This window comes from Bifidobacterium leontopitheci, assembly GCF_009193355.1.
In the GTDB taxonomy this organism is placed as follows: Bacteria; Actinomycetota; Actinomycetes; order Actinomycetales; family Bifidobacteriaceae; genus Bifidobacterium; species Bifidobacterium leontopitheci.
Genome location: NZ_WBVT01000009.1, coordinates 71340 through 93402 on the forward strand (window position 1 = coordinate 71340; position 22063 = coordinate 93402).

General features: G+C 65.3%; 7 protein-coding genes. 6 read left to right on the forward strand and 1 reads right to left on the reverse strand.

Annotated features, from left to right (window positions below; all coding sequences use genetic code 11):
- Nucleotides 1-1230: 1230 nt before the first annotated feature.
- Nucleotides 1231-5436, forward strand: a complete 4206-nt coding sequence (locus tag F7D09_RS04605; protein ID WP_152234238.1) for a glycoside hydrolase family protein — start codon at nt 1231-1233, stop codon at nt 5434-5436.
- Between the two features lie 638 nt (nt 5437-6074).
- Here F7D09_RS04605 and F7D09_RS04610 read toward each other — a convergent pair.
- Nucleotides 6075-6860 carry an IclR family transcriptional regulator gene (locus F7D09_RS04610; protein WP_226835958.1) on the reverse strand — a complete coding sequence of 262 codons (786 nt, stop codon included), beginning with the start codon at nt 6858-6860 and terminating at the stop codon, nt 6075-6077.
- 499 nt (nt 6861-7359) lie between these two features.
- On the opposite strand from F7D09_RS04610, the gene leuC reads away from it, so the two are divergent.
- The 5 genes from leuC to F7D09_RS11605 all read left to right on the forward strand — a co-directional run bounded on the left by leuC (nt 7360) and on the right by F7D09_RS11605 (nt 21535).
- Nucleotides 7360-8763 (forward strand): 3-isopropylmalate dehydratase large subunit, encoded by a 1404-nt coding sequence (gene leuC, locus F7D09_RS04615; protein ID WP_152234239.1) that lies wholly within the window; start codon nt 7360-7362, stop codon nt 8761-8763.
- 224 nt (nt 8764-8987) lie between these two features.
- On the forward strand, nt 8988-9677 hold the full coding sequence (leuD, locus tag F7D09_RS04620; protein WP_152234240.1) for a 3-isopropylmalate dehydratase small subunit: 690 nt from the start codon (nt 8988-8990) through the stop codon (nt 9675-9677).
- A gap of 823 nt (nt 9678-10500) precedes the next feature.
- Nucleotides 10501-14394: a DEAD/DEAH box helicase gene (locus tag F7D09_RS04625; RefSeq protein WP_152234241.1), complete on the forward strand. Its 3894-nt coding sequence runs from the start codon at nt 10501-10503 to the stop codon at nt 14392-14394.
- 469 nt (nt 14395-14863) lie between these two features.
- Nucleotides 14864-18625, forward strand: coding sequence for an Ig-like domain-containing protein (locus tag F7D09_RS04630; protein WP_152234242.1), 3762 nt, complete (start codon nt 14864-14866; stop codon nt 18623-18625).
- A 1194-nt stretch (nt 18626-19819) separates the two neighbouring features.
- Complete coding sequence (locus F7D09_RS11605; protein ID WP_152234243.1) at nt 19820-21535, forward strand: CPBP family glutamic-type intramembrane protease; 1716 nt, start codon at nt 19820-19822, stop codon at nt 21533-21535.
- Nucleotides 21536-22063: the final 528 nt, after the last annotated feature.

The window sequence follows — 22063 nt, forward strand, 5'->3', positions numbered from 1 at the left end:
CTGGTGAAATATGAGACGAATTATTTGGGACTGCCCTATTGTGTGCACTTGGTGAGGCGGTTATGCGAGATGTGGGTGTTTTGGTTCGGCGTTTTTCGTGGTTCCTGTTGGTCGTATATCGCGAAAAGGTTGGAAAATGGCCGAAATGGAATTCCGGTGTTGCCGACGGAGCGCAAACGAAACACCCACATCTCGCAAAAGGCACGGTTGCGGGCGGTCTGTGGCTCTCATTCAGTCATTCTTCCGTTTCTTCCGTTTCTTCCGTTTTTCCGTCACAGCGTGTACCTACCCGCTGTGATATCGTCCGCGGGGCAAGAACCTACGTCAAGCGGGTGCTCCGGTTCGAGGCCTGGGCGGGGATATCGCCGGCGGCGCAAGGATTTACGGAAAGAAGCCCCATCGCCGTTATTTCTTGCGCCGCTGCTTGCTCAGCGCAAGGATTTACGGAAATCGACGTTATCGGCCGTAAATCCTTGCACTGGTGCCGTGCCGGCGCAAGGATTTACGGCCGAAGCCTGTGATATCCGTAATTCCTCGCGCTGTCGTTGCGGCCGCGTGACGTCGTGCGTCCCTTCGTGCGCCCCTAAACGGGTAGTGCCCGAAATCTTGAGTACTGTACTCATCGCCACGGGGACGGGCGAAGATCAAAGTGCGCAAGATACCGGGCTCTACTCCAAAACGTGCGGTTGGCGTGTCTCGCGCGCGCGGGTCCCGATGGGCTTCGCTGACCCCCGTCACCGAAGCCTCGGGTTGGCGTGTCTCGCGCGCGGGCCCCGATGCGCATTCGCGCTTGTCCCGGCGTGTCGTGCGATGGGGTTTCGCACATGCACGGTGTGCGGTTGCGCGTGATGCAATAGTCGGTTTTCCTTCTTGTTGTTCCGGTGATGTACGCGCTTACATCATGATGCTGAGCGGCGCGGCGAGAGCGTCGGGGCATCACGTCGCCGAGGTCGTGCGCTGTGATGTGTGCACCGGCGCAGCGCAACAATGTCGTAAATCGTATCAATTACTGTCGTTCCGCGTTGAGACGTATCGAATTCCGCGCTATCATATGGGTCAATGGTTGCGCAAACATGACGGCAGTCATCGCGCGCAGTCATCCCACTCGAAGATGGATGTGGCCGCAGGCGGCAAAGGAAGCGCCTCCGCTGTCGCAACCGCATTCGGCGTGGAAATCAACTCAAGGTATGGCCGATGATGACGTTGCCATACCGGTGCGAAGGAGACACTATGGGTACAGGAAAGGTGACGGGCAGGGTCATCGCATCGCTTGCGGCGACCGCCATGCTCGGCGGCGCGCTGGCCGTCGTGCCGATGTCGGCACAGGCCGACGACGGCACCGCCGCGGCCATCGCAGCGGCAGCCGCGACGCGACAGCAACAGACCGACACTGCGGCGACCGACGACGCGTCGGCCACGCAATCCAAGACAGCGGAAGACGCCGCGCGGAAGACGGCCGAGAAGGCCGCGGCGGCGGATACGACCGCAGGCGCGGCCAAGACAACAACCAACGCGACCAAGACAACAGCCAACACGGCCGCCGCAACCGCCGCCCCCAAGGCGACCAACGGCAGCAACGGCCTCGGCGGCGACGTCCCCAGCGACTACACCGTCACCGACGACCAGATCAAGCAGCTCGACAACGTGATCTACGCGGTCAACGCGGGCGGCACGGTCACCGACTCGACCACCGACATCGGCGAGAAGCCGTACCCGTACGACAACGACTCCAAGCTGCCGTCCCAGTCCAACACGTCCGGCCGCCCGTCGCGCCCGAAGTTCAAGGACGCGCTCATCGGCGGCAAGCAGGCCGACCAGCAGTACACGGACGACGCGGCCAAACTCAACTGGGGCTATGCGGCGTCCACCGCCGACAACCCCACCACCAACGGCGGCAACGCCAACAGCTCCGACTCGTTCCAGTCGTGGCGCCAGGCCGACGCCAAGCAGCTCAAGGACGCCGACGCCGCCGCCAAGCAGGCGTACGACAAGGACGGCGGCGTCGTCTACACGTTCGACCTGCCCAAGCGCGAGAAGGACGCGCAGGACTACACGTACTCAGTGCGCCTCGGCTTCTACGTCTCCGGCAACAACATCCCGTACGTGAAGATCGTCGCCAACCCCGGTGACGCCAACCAGCAGGTGCTGCGCGAGAACTTCCCGGTCATCGGCAACGTCAAGCACATCCTCACGTTCGACCACATCAAGCCGAACGCCAACGGCCAGATCGTCCTCAAGTTCCAGAGCAACTTTAAGCTCGACCCGGCGAACTTCAAGGGCGCCAAGGGCTGGAACAAGGAGTTCACCGACTGGAACGGCAGCGAGAAGCAGGACGCGCGCGTCTCCTACGTGGAGGTCGACGCCGAGCCGACCGCGCCCACTACCGCGGCCGGGCTCAAGACCGCGCTGACCGACACCTACAACCTGACCACTACGGCCCAGCAGACCGCGCTGCTCAACAGGATCAAGGCCAACAAGACGTCCGACAACAAGCGCGCCGACGGTTCCGGTACCGCCGACTACTCGTCCGCCACGCTTGCGGCCGGCAGCGTCAAGACGTTCAATGACGCCCGCGACGCCGCGCTCAAGGTCGCCGCCAAGGCGGACGCCTCCGCCGCCGACGTGATCGCCGCCTACCAGAAGGTGCAGGACGCTTGGGACAAGATCGGCGTCGACTACGACTACACCAGCGTCACCGGCGTGAACAGCGCGCGCCTGTACGCCACCGACGGCAGCCTCATCCAGGCGCACGGCGGCCAGATCCAGAAGGTCACCGACGTGGCCGACAAGGGCAACCTCGCCAAGTACGACGCCAACAAGGACGGCTCCGTATGGGTGTGGGTCGGCGAGGACAAGACCAACGGCACGTCGGCGCTCGGCGTGCACGAGTACGTGTCCGACGACCTGGCCAACTGGAACAACATCGGCCTCGTGCTGCCCACCTACCAGGATTCCGTGAAGGGCAAGGAATTCAGCGCCATGCCCAAGATCGAGTTCCCGGACAGCGCCGCCGACATGGCCGCCGACCCCGACTACCAGGCCGTGTACGGCAAGGACTTCGACCGCTTCGCCGGCGACCTGTGGAACCACAACCTCAAGAACGCCGACGACGTCTACAAGATGCTCAAGTTCGACATGAACGTGGACGAAGGCATGATCCTCGAACGCCCGAAGCTCATCTACAACAGCAAGACCAAGCGCTGGGTGATCTGGTTCCACTGCGAAGGCTCCACCTACGGCAACCCGACGTCCGACTCCTACTCGAAGGCGCGCGCCGGCATCGCCGTGAGCGAAGGCTCCGACCCGACCGGACCGTTCAAGTTCCTCGGCTCGTTCCGCCTCGACTCCAACAAGGACGTCAACGGCACGGTCGACGACTGGTCCAACGGCTACGGCCAGGTGCGCGACATGACCCTGTTCGTGGATGACAAGGACGCCAACGGCGACGGCGTGAACGACGCGTACGTCGTCTACACGTCCGACGGCAACGGCGCGGTCTACGCCTCCCTGCTCAACTCCACCTACACCGGCATCGCCAGCTGGGACAAGACCACCGACACCACGAAGCCCGCCTCCGTCAACGCGAAGGCCGGCAGCGAGGTCACCAAGGACAACGGCGTGACCTACAACTGGATCGCCGGCGGCGGCATGGAGGCCCCGGCCATCGCCGAAAACAACGGCAAGTACTATCTGATCACCTCCGGCACCAACGGTTGGGCGCCCGCGTCCGCGCACCTCAACGTGTCCTCGGACGGCATCCTCGGCTCTTACAAGAGCACCGACGCGCCCGGCACCACCGTGGCCGGCGCCTCCAGCGACAGCACCGAAGCGTGGGACAACTTCATCTCCCAGAGCTCCAACCTGTTCGCCATCGACCCCGAGCAGGGCATCTGGGGCTACATGGGCAACCAGTGGTTCAACCCGGACGGCGGCTACAACATCGCCGACTCGCGCTACATCATCCTGCCAGTGCGCTTCGTGGGCGACTCCGGCAAGATGGAGATCCTCGGCGACGCCAACTGGCTGCCCACCCAGCCGCTGAGCTCCCTCGTCGCCAAGATCGAAGGCTACGGCCTCAAGGAATCCGACTACACGGCCGCCAGCTGGAAGCCGTTCGCCGCGGCGCTCGCCTACGCCAAGCAGACCGCCGGTGACAAGTCCGCACCCGAAGTGCAGGTCGACTTCGCCCGGCGCTCGCTCAACGACGCGTGGTGCAGCCTCGCCAAGGCCGGCGCGTCCGGCGGCGACGGCTTCACCGAGTGCGCGGTCGGCGGCCTCGCCTACAAGGTGAGCTTCGAGGAGTCCGGCTCCGGCAAGTACGCGTGCGACGGCGTGAACACCGACAAGTCGCGTTGGTCCACGTGGCCGAATGCCGACTCGACCATCACGTTCAAGTGGGACGACGGCGCGGTGAAGGCATCCGACGGCGGCAAGCTGTCCGTCACGTTCTCCGAGCAGGCGCCCGACGGCGTGCTCGTCGAAGGCCTCGACGCCGCCACCGGCAAGTGGGTGAAGCTCGGCGAGAAGGACGTCGCCAAGAAGGTCGGCGCCTACGATGTGACGCTCGACCCGTCCGTCGTGTCCACGCAGGTGCGCGTGACGATGCAGGGCCAGTGGATGAAGGCGAACGAGATCACGTTCACCGGCGTGACCACGCTGCCCGCGTCCATCGCCGGCATCACCTACGGCGAGAACGGCGCGCAGTCCGTATCTGAATTCACGCAGGACAAGACGGACTACCTCGTGCCGGTCGACGACCTGTCGAAGATCGGCACCGTCGCGGCCGTCGACCCGAAGGGCGTCGTCACCGTCGACCAGCCGACCAAGGACAACGGCTACGTGGCGACGATCACGGTCGTCGACCGCGCCGACGACCCGCAGGTCAAGACCGTCTACAAGGTCACGTTCGTCAAGCGCGACACCACTGCGCCGACGCTCGACGTCAAGGCGCCCGCCAACGGCGAGGTCCAGCTCAAGGACGCGCACGTCACCGCGACCGCCACCGACGACAGCGGCAAGACGCCCACCCTCGAATACACGCTCGACCGCGGCAAGACGTGGAAGGCGTTCCCTGCTGAAGGCGTCACGTTCGCCGAGCTGGGCGCCGCGACGCTGGGCATCCGCGCCACCGACGAGCAGGGCAATGTGTCCTACTTCTGGGGCGAGTACACCGTGATCGCGAACAAGACCGACGGTGGTAACGGCGGTCAGCCGGGTGGGCAGCCGGGCGGTAACGGCGGGCAGCAGCCTGGCGGCGACTCCGGTCAGGGCCAGCAGCCTGGCTCTGGCTCCGGTCAGAACGGCCAGAACAACGCCGGCGGCAAGGGCGGTCAGATCGCCCGCACCGGCGCATCCGTCGCCTCGGTCGCCGCGCTCGGTGCGCTGGCCGTGCTCTCCGGCGCGGCCGTGACGCTCACCAAGCGTCGCCGCGGCTGACGCCCGCAGCGTGTGCGGTGGGCTGGCGCCGGCCGCGCGTGCTACGGATAACGGTAAATAGGAATCGGGGCGCGTTCGTCACCGCCGACATGGTTGGTGACGGACGCGCCCCGATTATTTCCGCATGATTTGAAGGCTATTCCCGAATAGGCGGGCATCTGCGCGAGTATCGGGCGTATTCGGTTTGCGGTTTCCGCCATTTTCCAAGGGCTTCGCATCGCGAAATACCGCGTCTACCGGCGGCGATGCCCGCCTACTCCGGAATGCGGTTCAAAACAGGCCGATCATGCCGTGCGAAACGGCGATCGGGGGCGCAGATTGGACCCCGCGGGTCGGTGTGAAGCGCGCTGGCCGGTCGTTGACTTGGCACAGACGTCGCCTGCCGCGTTGCGAGAATCGGCCGGTTGCGGGTTTGCGGACATGCGGATCTGCGGTTTGCGGGTTTGCGGGTCTGTTTCATGGTGTCTTCCGCGTCACTCTGCTCGCCCTTGCACAGTGACGCATTGCTGAAAACCCTTGCAAATACTGGGATTTCGACCTCATGTCACTCTGCTCGCCCGAGCAGAGTGACGCGGAAATGCCCGGCTGGGCTTCCTGAACCGCGTCTGCTTCTCGAGCCGCGCCCGCGCCCGCGGCGCCTACCGCCCGGCGCTCGCCTTGAGCAGCGCGTCGGTCAGGTACTTGCCGGCGGCCATGACCAGCGGTGCGTAGCGGCGTCCGGGCGCGTTGCCCATGCGGCCGGACGGTCCGGAGATCGAGATTGCGGCGATCACCTGCCCGGAGGCGTTGCGGATCGGCGCGGAGATCGAGCACACGCCCTCCTCGCGCTCGTTCACCGACTCGGACCAGCCGCGCTTGCGCACCGCGGCGAGCTTCGCGGCGGTGAACTTGGCGTGGCGCAGTCCCTGATGCAGCCGCTCGTTGTCCTCCCAAGCGAGCAGGATCTGCGCGGCCGACCCGGCCTCCATCGAGAGCATCGCGCCCACGGGGATCGAATCGCGCAGGCCGCTCGCGCGCTCCACTGCGGCGATGCACACGCGCTGGTCGCCCTGACGGCGGTAGATTTGCGCCGACTCGCCGGTGCGGTCGAGCAGCGTCTGCAGGATCGGTCCCGCCGCGGTGAGCAGACGGTCCTCGCCTGCCGCGGCTGCCAGTTCGGCGAACCGCGAGCCGAGTACGAAACGGCCATGCTGGTCGCGCAGAACGAAACGGTGACGTTCCAGCGCGATGGCGAGGCGGTGCGCGGTCGGCCGGGCGAGTCCGGTCGCCGAGACCAGCTGGCCGAGCGTGGAGGGGCCGGATTCCAGCGCGTCGAGGATCTTCACCGTCTTGTCGAGCACGCCGACGCCGGAATGGATTTCGCCTCCGCTGGTCTCACCGTTCTCTTCCTCTGCCGTGGTGGCCGCGGCGTCGCCGGTCGTCATCTCGTCGGTCTCGTCTGCTGCGGAATCGGTCACGTGCGTTCTGCTCCTCTCATCGTCGGTACTCCCGTACACGCCGGTGTCGTATGCATCGGTGTCGTATACGCTGCCGGCCGGGGTTTTGCCGAGTCGCTGGCTCGGTCCGGCCACGCCTGCTTGCATCAGGGAAGTCATACTGAAGGATTATGCCATCTCACATACTGAAATGCAAAAGTCACATAGCTGATGTTCTGATAAAAATCAATAGTTTCACCTGATTTTCCGGCCGCTCAACGCCGCCGAAACATGACGGAAACATGCAAACCGTTGCAATGACACGGTTTTGCGCACGGCCGTCCGTAACCCCATCTCATATATCGGCCTAGCGCGCCTGCCGCCGTGACCTACCCCATACGCTTATTACCACATCAAGGGCGTAAGGGCAATACCTTGCGCGAAGAAACTGCGAAAAAACGCGAAGAAACCGCGAGAAATTTCAGCAAGGAATCTAGGGAGGTCCCGAATGGGAACCACATTGGCCGAGAAGGTCTGGGCCGATCATCTGGTGCGAAAGGGCAGCGACGGCGCGCCCGATCTGCTGTACATCGACCTCATGCTCATGCACGAGGTCACCAGCCCGCAGGCGTTCGAGGGCCTGCGTCTGGCCGGCCGCAAGCCGCGTCACGTCGACCAGCTCATCGCCACCGAGGACCACAACACGCCGACCGTCGACATCGACCGTCCGAACCCGGACAAGACGAGCGCGCTGCAGCTGAGCACGCTCGAGAAGAACTGCAAGGAGTTCGGCGTGCGCCTGCACCCGCTCGGCGACGCCGACCAGGGCATCGTCCACGCGTTCGCGCCGATCCTGGGCCTCACACAGCCGGGCATGACGATCGTGTGCGGCGACTCGCACACGTCCACGCACGGCGCGTTCGGCGCGCTCGCGTTCGGCATCGGCACCAGCGAGGTCGAGCATGTGATGGCCACGCAGACGCTGTCGCTCAAGCCGTTCAAGACGATGGCCATCAACGTCAACGGCAAGCTGCCGGCGGACGCGACCGCCAAGGACATCATCCTCGCGATCATCGCGAAGATCGGCACCGGCGGCGGTCAGGGGTACGTCATCGAGTACCGTGGCGAGGCGATTCGCAACCTCACCATGGACGAGCGCATGACCGTGTGCAACATGTCCATCGAGGCGGGCGCCCGCGCCGGCATGATCGCGCCGGACGAGACGACGTTCGAGTATCTCAAGGGCCGTCCGCACGCGCCGGAAGGCGCGCTGTGGGACCAGGCCGTCGCGTACTGGAAGACGCTGCGGACGGACGACGACGCCGTGTTCGACAAGGTCGTGGACATCGACGCGACCAAGCTCGGTCCGTACGTCACGTGGGGCACGAACCCCGGTCAGGGCTTGCCGATCACCGCGAACGTGCCGGTTCCGTCCGAGATCGCCGACGCGACCAAGCGGTCCGCCGCCGAGCGCGCGATCGCGTACATGGGTCTCAAGCCGGGCATGCCGATCAAGGATATCGCCGTGGATACGGTGTTCATCGGCTCCTGCACGAACGGCCGCATCGACGACCTGCGTCAGGCCGCGGCCATCATGAAGGGCCACCACAAGGCGAAGAGCATCCACCGCGTGCTCGTGGTGCCGGCTTCGTCGCGTGTGCGTCTGCAGGCGGAGCGCGAGGGTCTCGACAAGGTGTTCGAGGACTTCGGCGCCGAGTGGCGCAACGCCGGCTGCTCGATGTGCCTGGGCATGAACCCGGACAAGCTGGTGCCGAACGAACGCTCGATCTCGACGTCGAACCGCAACTTCGAGGGCCGTCAGGGCAAGGGTTCGCGCACGCATCTCGCGTCGCCGGCCGTGGCCGCGGCGACCGCCATCCGCGGCACGATCTCGTCTCCCGCCGACCTGTAAACGAAACCGCACTATGTAAACGGGCCGCGTGCCGCGTAAAACGGACCGCGTGCTGCGTAAAACGGACCGCGTGCCGCGCGGCACCCCCCATTCCGCTCCCGCTGGCGGGAGCTGTCGGCCGTAAGGCCGACTGAGGGTGGTCCGTACGCCGCTGCGACACACCACCCCAGTCGGCGCCGCCGACAGCCCCCGCCAGCGGGGCGATACTGCAAAGGACTTTCATCATGGAAAAACTCACTACTTTGACCGGCGTGGGCGTGCCGCTGCGCCGCTCCAACGTCGATACCGACCAGATCATTCCGGCCGTGTTCCTCAAGCGCGTCACCAAGACCGGCTTCGACGACGCGCTGTTCTACGCGTGGCGTCGCGACCCGAACTTCGTGCTCAACAAGCCGGAGTTCGCGAAGGGCCGGATTCTGGTCGCCGGCCCCGAATTCGGTATCGGCTCCTCGCGTGAGCATGCCGTGTGGGCGCTGCACGACTACGGTTTCCGCGTGGTCATCGCGCCGAGCTTCGCTGACATCTTCTATGGCAACACCGCGAAGAACGGCGTGCTTGCGGCGATTATGCCGCAGGAGGGCGTCGAGCTGCTGTGGAAGCTGCTTGAGGAGGAGCCGGGCCGCGAGATGACCGTCTCGCTGGAGGATCGTACGGTGACGTGCGGCGACGTGACGCTGCCGTTCGAGGTGAACGACTACACGCGTTGGCGTCTGATGAACGGCTACGACGACATCGACCTGACGCTCCAGCATGAGGACGATATCGCCGCGTACGAGAAGATGCGCGCCGAGCGGTTCCCGTTCAAGCCGAAGACGATTCCGGCCAAGCACCTGCCCGAGGAGCCCGTCGCCTCCGCCCGCGAGCCGCAGGACGAGACCTGGGCCGGCCCCCTCGCCGACCGCGGCATCATCTGATCGCAGCCGGGGCGTCGTCCGCCGCGCACCCGCCTGTTCACGACAAACCGTACTCGAACCGTCGCTCCGAGTACGGTCGGTTCGGATGATTGCGGCGTGCTGGATTGTCGGTGCGTGCGATCTGCGCCTCGGTCCCCTCGATGGAGGGGGCTGTTGGCGGAGCCGACTGGGGGAGCGCACCCGCTTCGTCAACGAACCGTACTCGTACAATCCATCCGAGTACGTTCCGTTGAGAAAAAATGACGGACCGTACCCGTACCACTTCCTACGAGTACGTTCCGTTAAGAAAAATGACCGCGTTCGGCTGGATTCCCGGCGTATGCAATTTGCGCCCTTGGCCCCCTCGGTGGAGGGCCGAGCCGTATAGCAAACGCCGGAGGCGTTTGTAGGCGAGGAGCGAGCGACAGCGAGCCAGTATTGAGCCGGCCGAAGGCCGTCCTTGATTGCAGGACGCTGGCAGCCGTAGGCTGACTGGGGGAGCGCACCCGCTTCGCACCAGCACGTTCACAACGAACCGTACTCGTACTACGTTCCCGAGTACGTTCCGTCATGAAACAATGACCGACCGTACTCATACCGCGTCTCCGAGTACGGTTCGTTAATAAATCGTGACGCAACGTACTCGAACCGTGTTTACGAGTACGTTCCGTCGATATTCCATGACAAACCGTACTCGAACCGTCCGTTCCGAGTACGTTCCGTCGAATTATGCGGACGCACCATATCTACCGCCCTGTTTTTCTTCGTGTTATCGTCGGAGGGATAGGCAGGGGCGGCGTCCGCGCGACGTCGGCCGCGACGCGACGACCGGAAGGGGCATGGCATGGATTGGCGTTCGTCGGTGTACGGTTCCCGTTCGGGCGGTGCGGGCGGCTACGGCGACTATGACGATTACAACGCGGACGACGACACCGATGGCGCGGTGTTCGGCGCGTCCGGCATCGGCGCTGAAGGCGCCTACGGCGACCCCTACGCCGACTTCCCGATCGTCTCCGACGTCGAGCTGCGCCATATCGGCGGGAACGCGCTGTACTACCGCGCGAAGGACGTGCTGAAGACCCGCCGCATGCATGATTGCGCGGTTTCGCAGGCTCCGGGCGAGATGCTGCTCACTGCGCTGGTCAAGAGCGCAGACATGTACGCGGACGACTATCATGTCTCCGCCACGGTCGATGTGGACGAGGGCGAGCTGATCGAATCGGACTGCACGTGCCCCGCGTACAGCAGCTATCACGGCGCCTGCAAGCATGTGGTGGCGCTGATCATGGAGTTCAACGACCATCGTGACGTGTTCCGGCGGCTTGCCGACGCAGGCGACGCGGACGGTGCCGCTCCCGGCCGTGCCTCCGCGCGAGGCTCGCAGGCGCAGTCCGCGGTCCGCACGTCCCGCTCGCTGTCGGTGTTCATGAGTCAGCTGGACGGCAAACGGCAGACGCAGGCGAAGTCGCGGCAGTTGGACCTGCTCAAGGAGATCGGCGACATCGCGGCGGCAGGCGGCACCGCGGCGGGCGCTGCCGGCCAAGGCTCGCGGTACATGCCGATCGGCAGCGTCGCGCTGCGGCTGCTGTTGAGCGTGGCGAACGGCAACTGCGTGGTCCGGCTGCGCATCGAGGTGCCGTCGCGTGGCGTGTCGTACGTGGTCAAGAGCATCGACGATCTGCTGATGGCCGTCCACCGTCAGGAATTCGTCTCGTATGGCAAGAAACTGGCGTTCGTGCACACGCGCGACGCGTTCGACGTGCATTCCCGGCGCATGCTGGACATCCTTAGCCGTGCGCAGAGCATTCGCAACGTGGTCGGCGGCAACAGCGGCGGCCTCTACGGATATTCGTACTACCGGCCGAAGTCCGCGGACGCCGAACTGACGCTGTCCGACGGCGAGATCGCCGACCTGCTGGACACGTACGTCGGCACGGACGATACGGTCGAATACACGCCGCCGGCGCGGTTCTTCGAGCCGACACTGCGCACGTCGGTGGTCGACGGCAACCCCGACCTAGGCCTTGCCGTGGTGCCGGCCGACAGCGACGGCCGCGGTTCCGACGGCAAACCGTCCGCGTACCTGATCCGGCACACGCAGCGTGTGGAACGATTCATCGACGGCGGCCAGTCCCACTATGTGATCGTCCGTCCGCTGCCGGGTACTGCGATCTCCGACAGTCAACGTCCGTCGCACCACCGGTCGCCGTTCGTGACCGCCGCGGCGATACGCCCGACCATCCACCGCTGTTCCGCAGCGTTCGCCGCCCAACGCGAGCTGCTGACCATGCTGTGCGCCGACGACGCGAACACCATGACATTGTCCGCTCGTGACGTCGACCAATTCGCGCGCACCGTGCTGCCGCAGCTGCAGGACGGCACCGCGGGAGCCGGTTCGGCCTCGACGTCCGGCAACGCGGACGGCGGCATGTCCAGCAGTGCGGACGCCGCCGTGCCGATTACTCTGCCGCCTGAAATCCAGCGGCTCGTGCGCGTGCCCTGCCGCATCGAGTTCTATCTTGACCGCGACCGCCGCGGCGTCACCTGCGACGCGCAGGCGCGGTACGGCGACGAACGGTACCACGTGTTCGAGGGCATCGGCACCAGCGCGGCCGACGCGCGGCGCGACAAGGATGCGGAACGGCTGGCCGTCGAGGCGGTGCTCCACTACTTCCCGCGACCGTCCGGCCCGGTGGCGGCCATCGCCGAGTCCGACGACGACGCCATCTACAAGCTGCTCACCGAGGGTCTGCCCGTGCTGCGCGGCCTCGGCACGGTGTTCGCCACGCCTGCGTTCGACGGGCTGACGGCCACCCCGCGGCCGGTCATCAAGGTCGGCCTGTCGGTGCGCTCCGGCTTGGTGGAGATCTCGCCGATCGCCGACGAGGTGGACCCGGACGAGGTGCCGGCGCTGCTCGCCAGCTACCGCAAACGTCGCCGGTTCCACCGTCTGCGCAACGGCGCGTTCGTGGACATGCGCAACGTGGACGCGTCCGCCGTGGATGAGGTGGCCGACGACCTGGGGCTCAAGGCCGCCGACTTCGAGCACGGTTCCGTCAATGTGCCCGCGTACGAGGCTTACTATCTTGACCATCAGGTCGACGAGGACGACAAGGACGACAGCTTCACCGCGTATCTGGACGACCTGCGCGTGGTCGACCCGGACGAATACCAGGTGCCGGAGTCGTTGGCGCACGTGCTCAGGCCGTATCAGGTCGAGGGGTTCCGCTGGCTGAGCGCCGTATGCGACAAGGGGTTCGGCGGCATCCTCGCCGACGAGATGGGCTTGGGCAAGACGGTCCAGCTGCTGTCGCTGCTGCTCGCCCGGCAGGACGAGGCGCGTGCGGCAGGCCGGCCGAGCCTGATCGTCTGCCCGGCGTCGCTGGTGTACAACTGGGTCGCCGAGGCGCGCAAGTTCGCCCCGCAGCTGCGCGTTGCGGCGGTCGCCGGCACGAAGGGCGAGCGTCGGGCGGTCCTCGACTCGGCTCAGGCGGGAGGCGAGACCATGCCCGACCTGCTGGTGACCTCGTACGATCTGCTGCGTCGCGACATCGACGACTACGCCGACTGCCATTTCCACGTCATGGCGCTCGACGAGGCCCAGTACGTGAAGAATCCGACCACCAAGATCGCCAAGGCCGTGCGCATGGTCGATGCCGCTCACCGGTTCGCGCTCACCGGCACGCCGATCGAGAACCGGCTGAGCGAGCTGTGGAGCATCATCGGTTTTCTGATGCCCGGCATGCTCGGCTCGTACGCGCACTTCCGCGAACGGTTCGAACTGCCCGTGCTCAGCGGCTCCGGGTCCGCGCAGGCGAAACTGCAGGCGTTCGTCGGCCCGTTCATCCTGCGTCGGCTCAAGTCGCAGGTGCTCAAGGACCTGCCGGACAAGATCGAGAATGTCATCACCGTGCAGCTGACCGGCGAGCAGCGCAAACTGTACGCGGCGCTCGAGCAGCAGCTGCGGCAGGTGATCCTCAAGCAGAAGCCGAAGGATTTCAACACCGGCAAGATTCAGATCCTCGCCCAGCTGACCCGGTTGCGGCAGGTGTGCTGCGATCCGCGGCTGCTGTTCGAGAACGCCGGCGAGGTGGAGGCCGCGCAGCCGGGTGCGGGCGCGGCGGCCGGTTCGGCTGCGAAATCCGGCCGTTCGCGCGGGGATGCGGCGCTCGCCGCAGCGCGCAAGGCCGTCGCCAAGCCGGGTGCCAAAGTGAGTTCCGCCAAGCTGGACGCGATTGTCGATTTGGTGGACTCCTGCCGTGATGCGGGGCGTAAGATGCTGATTTTCTCGCAGTTCACGAGTTATCTGGACCTGATCGCCGAACGCCTGCGCGCCGGCAAGGTCGCCTACGACATGATCACCGGCGCGACGCCGAAGAAGAAGCGGCTCGAGCTGGTCGACCGGTTCAACGCCGACGAGACGCCGGTGTTCCTGATCTCGCTCAAGGCGGGCAACACGGGTCTGAACCTGACCGGCGCGTGCGTGGTCGTGCATGCGGACCCGTGGTGGAACGCGGCCGCGCAGAACCAGGCCACCGACCGCGCCCACCGCATCGGCCAGACTCGCGACGTGAACGTGTACCAGATCGTCGCGAAAGACACGATCGAGGAGCGTATCCTCGACCTGCAGCACAGCAAGACCGATCTGGCCGAACGGTTCGTCGACTCCGCCGCCTCGACCAGCGGCAAGTCCATGGCCTCCCTCACCAAAGACGACCTCCTCGCATTGCTCGGCTGATGCCCCTCGGCCGAGGCGCGGATTGCCGGGGTTGTCAGCGCACCGCGTGCTTGGCGGCCGTCCCGCCCCTCGGCCCCCTCGGTGGAGGGCCGAGCCGTCAAGCAAACGCCAGAGGCGTTTGTAGGCGAGGAGCGAGCGGCAGCGAGCCAGTATTGAGCCTGCCGCAGGCAGTCCTTAATTGCAGGACGCTGTCGGCGAAGCTGACTGTACCGCTTCCCTCGGCCCCCTCGGTGGAGGGGGCTGGCTGAGCGTAGCGAAGACTGGGGGAGCGTCACCCGCTGTCCGCTCATCCCGCCCCCCCCGAACAAGATGTGAAGGTTACCCGCCCAAAAGCGAACCATATGTTCCCTCCGTCAGCTCGATGGTCTACAGTTGACCATGGAGGAATAGCACGAAAAAACTGTTTTCTCCGGCGCGACGCAGTGTTGCTGTTCGTCGTCGGGTCGGGGAGAAGGGACATGGGACGAAGATGAGTATCAGAAAGAAGCTGGTCGGCATACTGGCCGCCGTGGCGACGATCGCCACGATGGGCATCGCCGCCGCTCCCGCCACCGCGGCGGATGGCATCGGCTCGGATGCCGGTGCGCAGGCGAACGTATATCAGTCGCTGCAGTACCTGCAGCAGCTCAACACGTTGCGCGCCCGCACGGATCGCACGCCGCTGACGCCGGCGAAAATCGTCGCGGCGAAGAACGCCGACCGCAACACCAACATGTATAACACGAGCAATATCACCACGTACGGTTCGGACGGCAAGGCAGTCGCCGCGGTCAAAGTGAACTCGGACATGACCAGTTGGGCGCAGGCGCGCGCCGAGGAGATCGCGAAGCGCGCGGTCACGAATCCCGACGCTCCGCTGAGCCACGATAATATGATGGTCACCGGTAAGCCGAGCTGGTATTCGCAGACCAATCTGTCGCAGTCGACCCTGTATAAGGGTGGAACATATTGGGACGGACCGGAGGCTCTGGCCATCGGCTACCCTGACATGCAGGGGTATGAGGAGACGCACAATCCGATTAACAGCTGGTACAGCGAGCTTGACTACGAGACCAAGCACCCTAACGCTTCTGCAAGCGATCTCGCAAACAACCGGCAGGGATACGGCCACTATCTCACCGAGGTGAGCAATCTTGCCGACATCGCCGGCTTCGGCATCGCCAAGGTAACCAGCGGCAAGTGGAAGGGCGCCACTGTCTCCGTGCTGGAGATTGGCAACAGCAAGGGCAGTCAGGGCAAGACGCAGACCGTCGAGGAGGCGCTCAAGGAGTACGCGCCGAAGGTCGATTACACTGTCACCTTCAACTCGAACGGCGGTTCAACCGTCGCATCACAGACCGTTGAGTCCGGCTCGAAGGCCACCAAGCCCGCCGACCCGACCAAGGCCGGCTTCACGTTCGGCGGCTGGTACAAGGACGCCGCGCTGAAGACCCTGTATGACTTCAACACCGCGGTCACCGCCAACATCACGCTGTACGCGAAGTGGGATCCCGTGACCATCACGTCGGTCGCCCAGCCCGCCGACATCAGCACCCCGGCCGGCATCGACCCGACCGACAAGCTGCCCGGCACCGTCGAAGCCACGTACTCCGACGGCAGCAAGAAGGACGTCAAGGTCACGTGGGAGTCCATCGCCCCCGTCAAGTACGCCGCACCGAACGCGGCCGGCTTCACTGTGAACGGCACCGTCGAAGGCTCGAAAGTCAAGGCGACCATCAAGGTCATCGTTACCGCCGCCATCCCGCAGTCCGCCGCCGTCACCCCGGCCACTGTCCGCACGGTCGCCACGCACGCGCCCGAACTGCCGGCCAAGGCCACCGTCACCTACAGTGACAAGACCACCAAGCAGGCCGGCGTCACGTGGTCCAGCATCGACGCGTCCAAGTACGCCCAGCCGAACGCCGACGGCTTCGACGTGACCGGTACGGTCAGCGTGGACGGCAAGACGTTCACCGTCACCGTCAAGGTCGTCGTCACCGCGCGCGGCATCACGTCCGTCGCCGCCCCGGCCGACCAGACCGTCGAATCCGGCACCGAACCCACCTACCCGGCCAAGGTCACCGCCACCTACAGCGACAACGAGACCGCCGACGTGACCGTCACCTGGACCAAGCTCACCAAGGCCGAGTACGGCAAGCGCGACGGCGGCAAGTTCACCGTCAACGGCACCGTCGAGGGCTACAGCAAGGGCGTGTCGTTCGCCGTGACCGTCAAGCCGGCCACCGTGAAGACCGTAACCCCGACCGCCACGACCGCGCAGACCGTCGCCAACACCGTGCCCGACCTGTCCGCCATCAAGGCGAACGTTGCATGGTCGAACGGCGACAGCGAGACCGCGACCGTCACGTGGCCGACCCTGACCGCCGACCAGTTCGCCACCGTGGGCGCGACCGTCCCCGTCGAGGGCACTGTGACCGCCGGCGGCAAGGACTACAAGGTCACCGTCAACGTGACCGTCGTCGCCGCGACCGTCGTCTCCGTGACCGCGCCGACCGGCGTCGTCGTGACCGTCGATTCCGGCACGAAGCCTGACTTCACCGGCGTCAAGGCCACCGTCAAGTGGTCCAACAACACGACCACCACTGTCGACGTGGCATGGGATCAGCCGAAGGAATCCGACTACAAGAACCGCAACGGCGGCACGTTCGAGGTCTCCGGCAAGGTCACCGTGGCCGGCAAGGAATACCCGCTGACCATCACGTACAAGGTGAACCCGGCGACCGCCAAGTCCGCCGCCATCAAGGACGGCGTGACCGAGGTCACCACCGAATCCGGCACCGCGCCCGCACTGCCGGATACCGCCGTCGTCACCTGGTCGAACGACGAGACCACCGAGAACGCCATCAACTGGGCCGCGATCGACAAGGTGCAGTACTCCAAGCGTGAGGGCGGCTCGTTCACCGTCAACGGCACCGTCGACGCCAGCAAGCTCAAGACGCTGACCGCCGCCACCGCCGCCACGTTCACCGTGAGCGTCAAGGTGGTCGTCAAGCCGGCCACCATCAAGTCCGTCGCCAAGCTGGACGATGTGACCACTGAAGTCGGTGTTGCGCCGAAGCTGCCTGCGACCGTCAAGGCCACGTGGAGCAACGGCGACGTGACCGACGCGCCGATCACGTGGGAAGCGATTGACGCGGAGCAGTACGCCAAGCGCGGCTCGTTCGATGTCAACGGCACCATCGCCGACACGACCGGCAAGACCACCAAGGTCACGGTCACGGTGAAGGTCGTCGCCAAGATCGTGTCGTACGAGAACCCGAAGGTCACTATCGAGTCTGGTCAGAAGCTCGAATTGCCCGCGACCGTCAAGGTCACGTGGAGCGACGGCGAGACCTCTGACGTCAAGGTCACGTGGAACAAGATCGACCCTGCGCTCTACTCCAAGCGCGAGGGCGGTGTGTTCACCGTCGAAGGCACGCTTGAGGACGGTACCAAGATCACCGCGACCGTGACCGTCAAGCCGGCCACCGTCAAGACCGTGCAGAAGACCGTGCCTCTGACCACGGTGCTGCATGTGCCCGCCGCGCTGCCGGAAACTGTCGAGGTCACCTGGTCGAACGGCGAGACGACCCGCGAGCCGGTGGCCTGGGAGAGCGTGGATGCCGCCAAGTACGACAAGGCAGGCACGTTCGATGTGGCCGGCAAGGTCACCGTGGCCGGCAAGGAGTACGACGTCACCGCGACCGTCACCGTGAAGAACGTGACCGTCAGCTACGTCGAGGACGGCGTGGACGTCAAGACCACAGTCGGCACCGCACCGCAGATGCCGAAGACCGTCAAGGTCCACTGGAGCGACGGCACCGTGACCGACGAGCCGGCCACGTGGGCTGAGATTCCGGCGAACCTGTATGCCAAGGTCGGCTCGTTCTCCGTGCTCGGTACGGCAGTCGTCGCCGGCAAGACCTATCGGATCAAGGCCAACGTTGCTGTCAACCCGAAGTATACGGTGGAGATCGACCCGAACAAGAAGCAGGAGCTGCCGCGCACCGGCGCCTCCATCGCCATCATCGTGGTCGTGCTCGTGGTGCTCGCCGCGGTCGGCGTCGGCATCAGCGTGGCCCGCAAGCGTCACGATTCGGCCGCCGCGTCTGGTGCCGCGCACAGCGCCGGTGCCGCCGGTGGCTCGGATGACGCGAACGATTCCGCCGCCGACGTCGAAGTGACCGAAGGCCCCGACGCCCTCGCCGACGGTTTCGCCGCCGGTGATGGCAACGGCGCCTCCGCCCAGTGACGCTGCTGAGGTCGGCGCATCGCCGCTGACCAACTGACCTACCGAAAGCCCCTGCCCCCGCAGGGGCTTTCGCATAGTATACCGCGCCTTGGCGCCTGTCCCGCCCTCGCCCCCTTGGTGGAGGGGCTGTCTGAGCGTAGCGAAGACCGGCGGAGCGTCGCCCGCGAAACGACTGATGTCACAGCGTGTACCTACCCGCTGTGACATCAGGGTGTGATAGCTGGGAAGTGAGGAGATCGCCTGTCCCGCCCTCGGCCCCCTCGGCGGAGGGCCGAGCCGTTAAGCAAACAGCAGAGCTGTTTGTAGGCGAGGAGCGAGCGACAGCAAGCCGGTATCGAGTCGGCCGAAGGCCGTCCGCAATTGCAGGACGCTGTCGGCGGAGCTGACTGGGGGAGCGCCGCCCGCTTCATCGGCAAACCGTACTCGTATCGCGTCTACGGGTACGTTCGGTCAGGAAATTTCAACCGACCGTACTCGTACGGCCCGTCCGAGTACGTTTCGTTGAGAAACAAAAACCGACCGTACTCGTATGGTCTCTTCCGAGTACGTTCTGTCTAGAACAAGCTGTCAGCCCCCCCCTGACTTGCCAGAGGGAGCGAAACGTGGCTCTCATGGCAGGGCATTGGCTGTCTGACCAGCATTTGCGTCTGTTTGCGGTTTCCTTCCACGGACTTCTAACAAAGAACGGCCACTATGGGGCGGATTCGCGGTCGTTCGCAACGAGTTTCCTTCCGCTTCTAGTCGGAAACGGACGTTTTGAGTCTGATTTGCGTCCTTTCCCGACTAGTTTGGCGGTCGTCTTGGTTGCAAACGTACGCCGGCCACCCTCAGTCTCGCTTCGCGAGCCAGCTCCCGCCAGCGGGAGCGAGCGGCAGTAACTCGGTATTGAACCAACCCGGACTTGGCTCCCTCGGTGAGGCCGAGCCGTTAAGCAAACAGCGGAGCTGTTTGTAGGCGAGGTGCGAGCGACAGCGAGCCAGCTTTGAGCCTGCTGAAGGCCGTCCGTAATTGCAAGACGCTGTAGCGGCCGAAAGCCGTGACTGGGGGAGCGTCGCCCGCGAAACGACTGATGTCACAGCGTGTACCTACCCGCTGTGACGTTGGGGTGCGATCTTTCGTCCGAACCGCCGCGCAATCCCCGAAATACGCGAGCGATAGCAAAACCATTCAAGGAATGCGCGGTAGACTCGTGCTATGGGAACATATCATCCGCAGGAGCCTCAGCCGCAGCCGTCCGGGCAGGCATCGTCGCCGCAACCGCAACAACCATATCCGCAATTCGTCCAGCCCACGCCGTCGCAATCCAACGCCGCGCCGCAACAACCGCAACAGTCATATCCCCCATACGCGCAGCAATCGGCACAGACGCCGAGCCCATACGCAGCGCCTGCCGCCACGCCGTCGTACGTCACGCCGCAGCAGACTACGCCTTCCACCGAACCGCCATACGGCACACGCAACTACGGCGCACCCAACTACGTCGCTCCCAGCAACGCCGCGCCCGCCGCGCCGTATGCCGCGCCACAGGGCGGTGCCGCCCCCGCGAATCCGTACGCGCCCAGTACTCCCGCGGCCGCACATCCCAGCCCGAACGCGACGTCGGGCAGCCCATACACGTCGCCGCAGTACGATGTCCCTCAGACGCCCGCCGCACCCCATGCCGCACCCGGCAACCCGTACGCGCCCGCCGCGCCGTCGCCCGCATCACCGTACGCTCCGGCGCCCGGTCCCTACGCGGCCCCGACTGGCCAGTACGCGGGTCCGTATTCCCCGGCCGCGCCGCAACCCGCCGCCGGTCCGTACGCTGGAGCCCCGACAGCATCCGGAGCCCCGACCGCCGCCCCGACAGCCCCGGCTGGCGCATCCCCTTATGCCGTGCAGCCGTCCGGCAACTGGTATCAGCCTGCCGGCCCCTACGAATCCGCACCCAGCCGCAGCGATCCGCCGGCCAAGATCCGCCATTGGCTGCGCAAGGTCACGAACCGCGCGACCGGCCTCATCCTCGTCTACCAGGTCGTGTTCACCGCGGTCAGCTTCATTGCGTCGTACGTGATCAGCCTGCTCATCGTCAACCTGGGACACGGCGGCAACGCCACCAACGCACAGGTTCGTGCCGAAATGGTGAACTGGAACGGCGTGCTCATGCTCGTCACCGTGCTCGGCGGACTGTGTTTCATCCTGCCGATGCGCCGCCGGATGATTTTCCGCCGCGGCTTCTGGGCCGGCGAAACCGGACACGCGCGCATGAAACCGGCCTGGCTGATCGTGTTCATCGTCATCCTCATCTTCGTGCAGGTCGCGAGCATCCTCATCAACGCGGCCATCTCGAGTTTTGGCACCGACGTTCCATCGCCCACGTCCGAAAGCCTCAACGAATCGTCGACCAACATCGCGATGTGGCTGTACATCGGCCTGGTCGCGCCCGTGGTCGAGGAGATGGTGTTCCGCGGCGTGCTCATGCGCGGCCTCAAGCCGATCGGCAGGAACTTCGCGATCCTCACGTCCGCGCTCATGTTCGGCCTGTTCCACGATGACGTCGTGCAGGGCACGTTCGCGTTCTGCCTCGGCCTGCTGCTGGGGTTCGTGGCGATGGAGTATTCGCTGGTCTGGTCTATCGTGCTGCACGCGTTCAACAATGCGGTGCTCGGATTGCTGATGCCGTGGCTTATCGGCCTCATCGGCGAGACAGGGGCGACGGTCTACGCGCTGGTGCTGCTAGGCGTCGGCATCATCGGTTTCATCGTGGTCATGGTGATGTACGGCCGCGGGCTCGGCGAGTACCGGCGTGCGAACCGCAGTCCGCGCGGCACGTACGCGGCGTGGCTGGCCCCGGCGTTCCTGATTTTCGTGGCGATCAACGTGGCGCTCACGCTGTACTCGTTCCTCACCGCGCTGGGAGTGTTAGGTTAGGAGGACCGGACGCGGGCGGCCGTGCGGCCGGAACGCGGGTGCGCTTTGCGTCTTGTGTACCGTGGGGTGCGTGGTGCTTTGCGTCTTGCGTACCGTGGGGTGCGTGGTGGTTCGCATCTCGTGCCGTGGGCGTGGAGCGTCCGGCATTTTGCGCAACGTGGACTTCGGCATAGGAGTCGGTGGTCCAGTTTGCGTAGGATTTCGGACACGATCGTGACGTGGGGGGCGTAGCGTGTCCTGGTGATTGGGACGCCGGCCGAAATCTGCCGTGTTTTGCGTCGCGTCCCACTGGTGATTGGGACGCGGCACGAAAAGCGCGCGTTTTCGGGCTTGCGTCCCATGATTGTGTGGTACATGAGCGCTTGTAAGCGGTCCCATGGGCTCGCGTCCCATCGACGATTGGGACGTGAGCTGAAAAACGCCGTTTTTCTTGCCGCGTCCCACTGTCGGGCGCCCTACCGCCCTGCCGCCAAGGAGCGATGGCAGGCGTCGCCACATCCCGCTTCCCGCACCCCACCCCCCGCACCC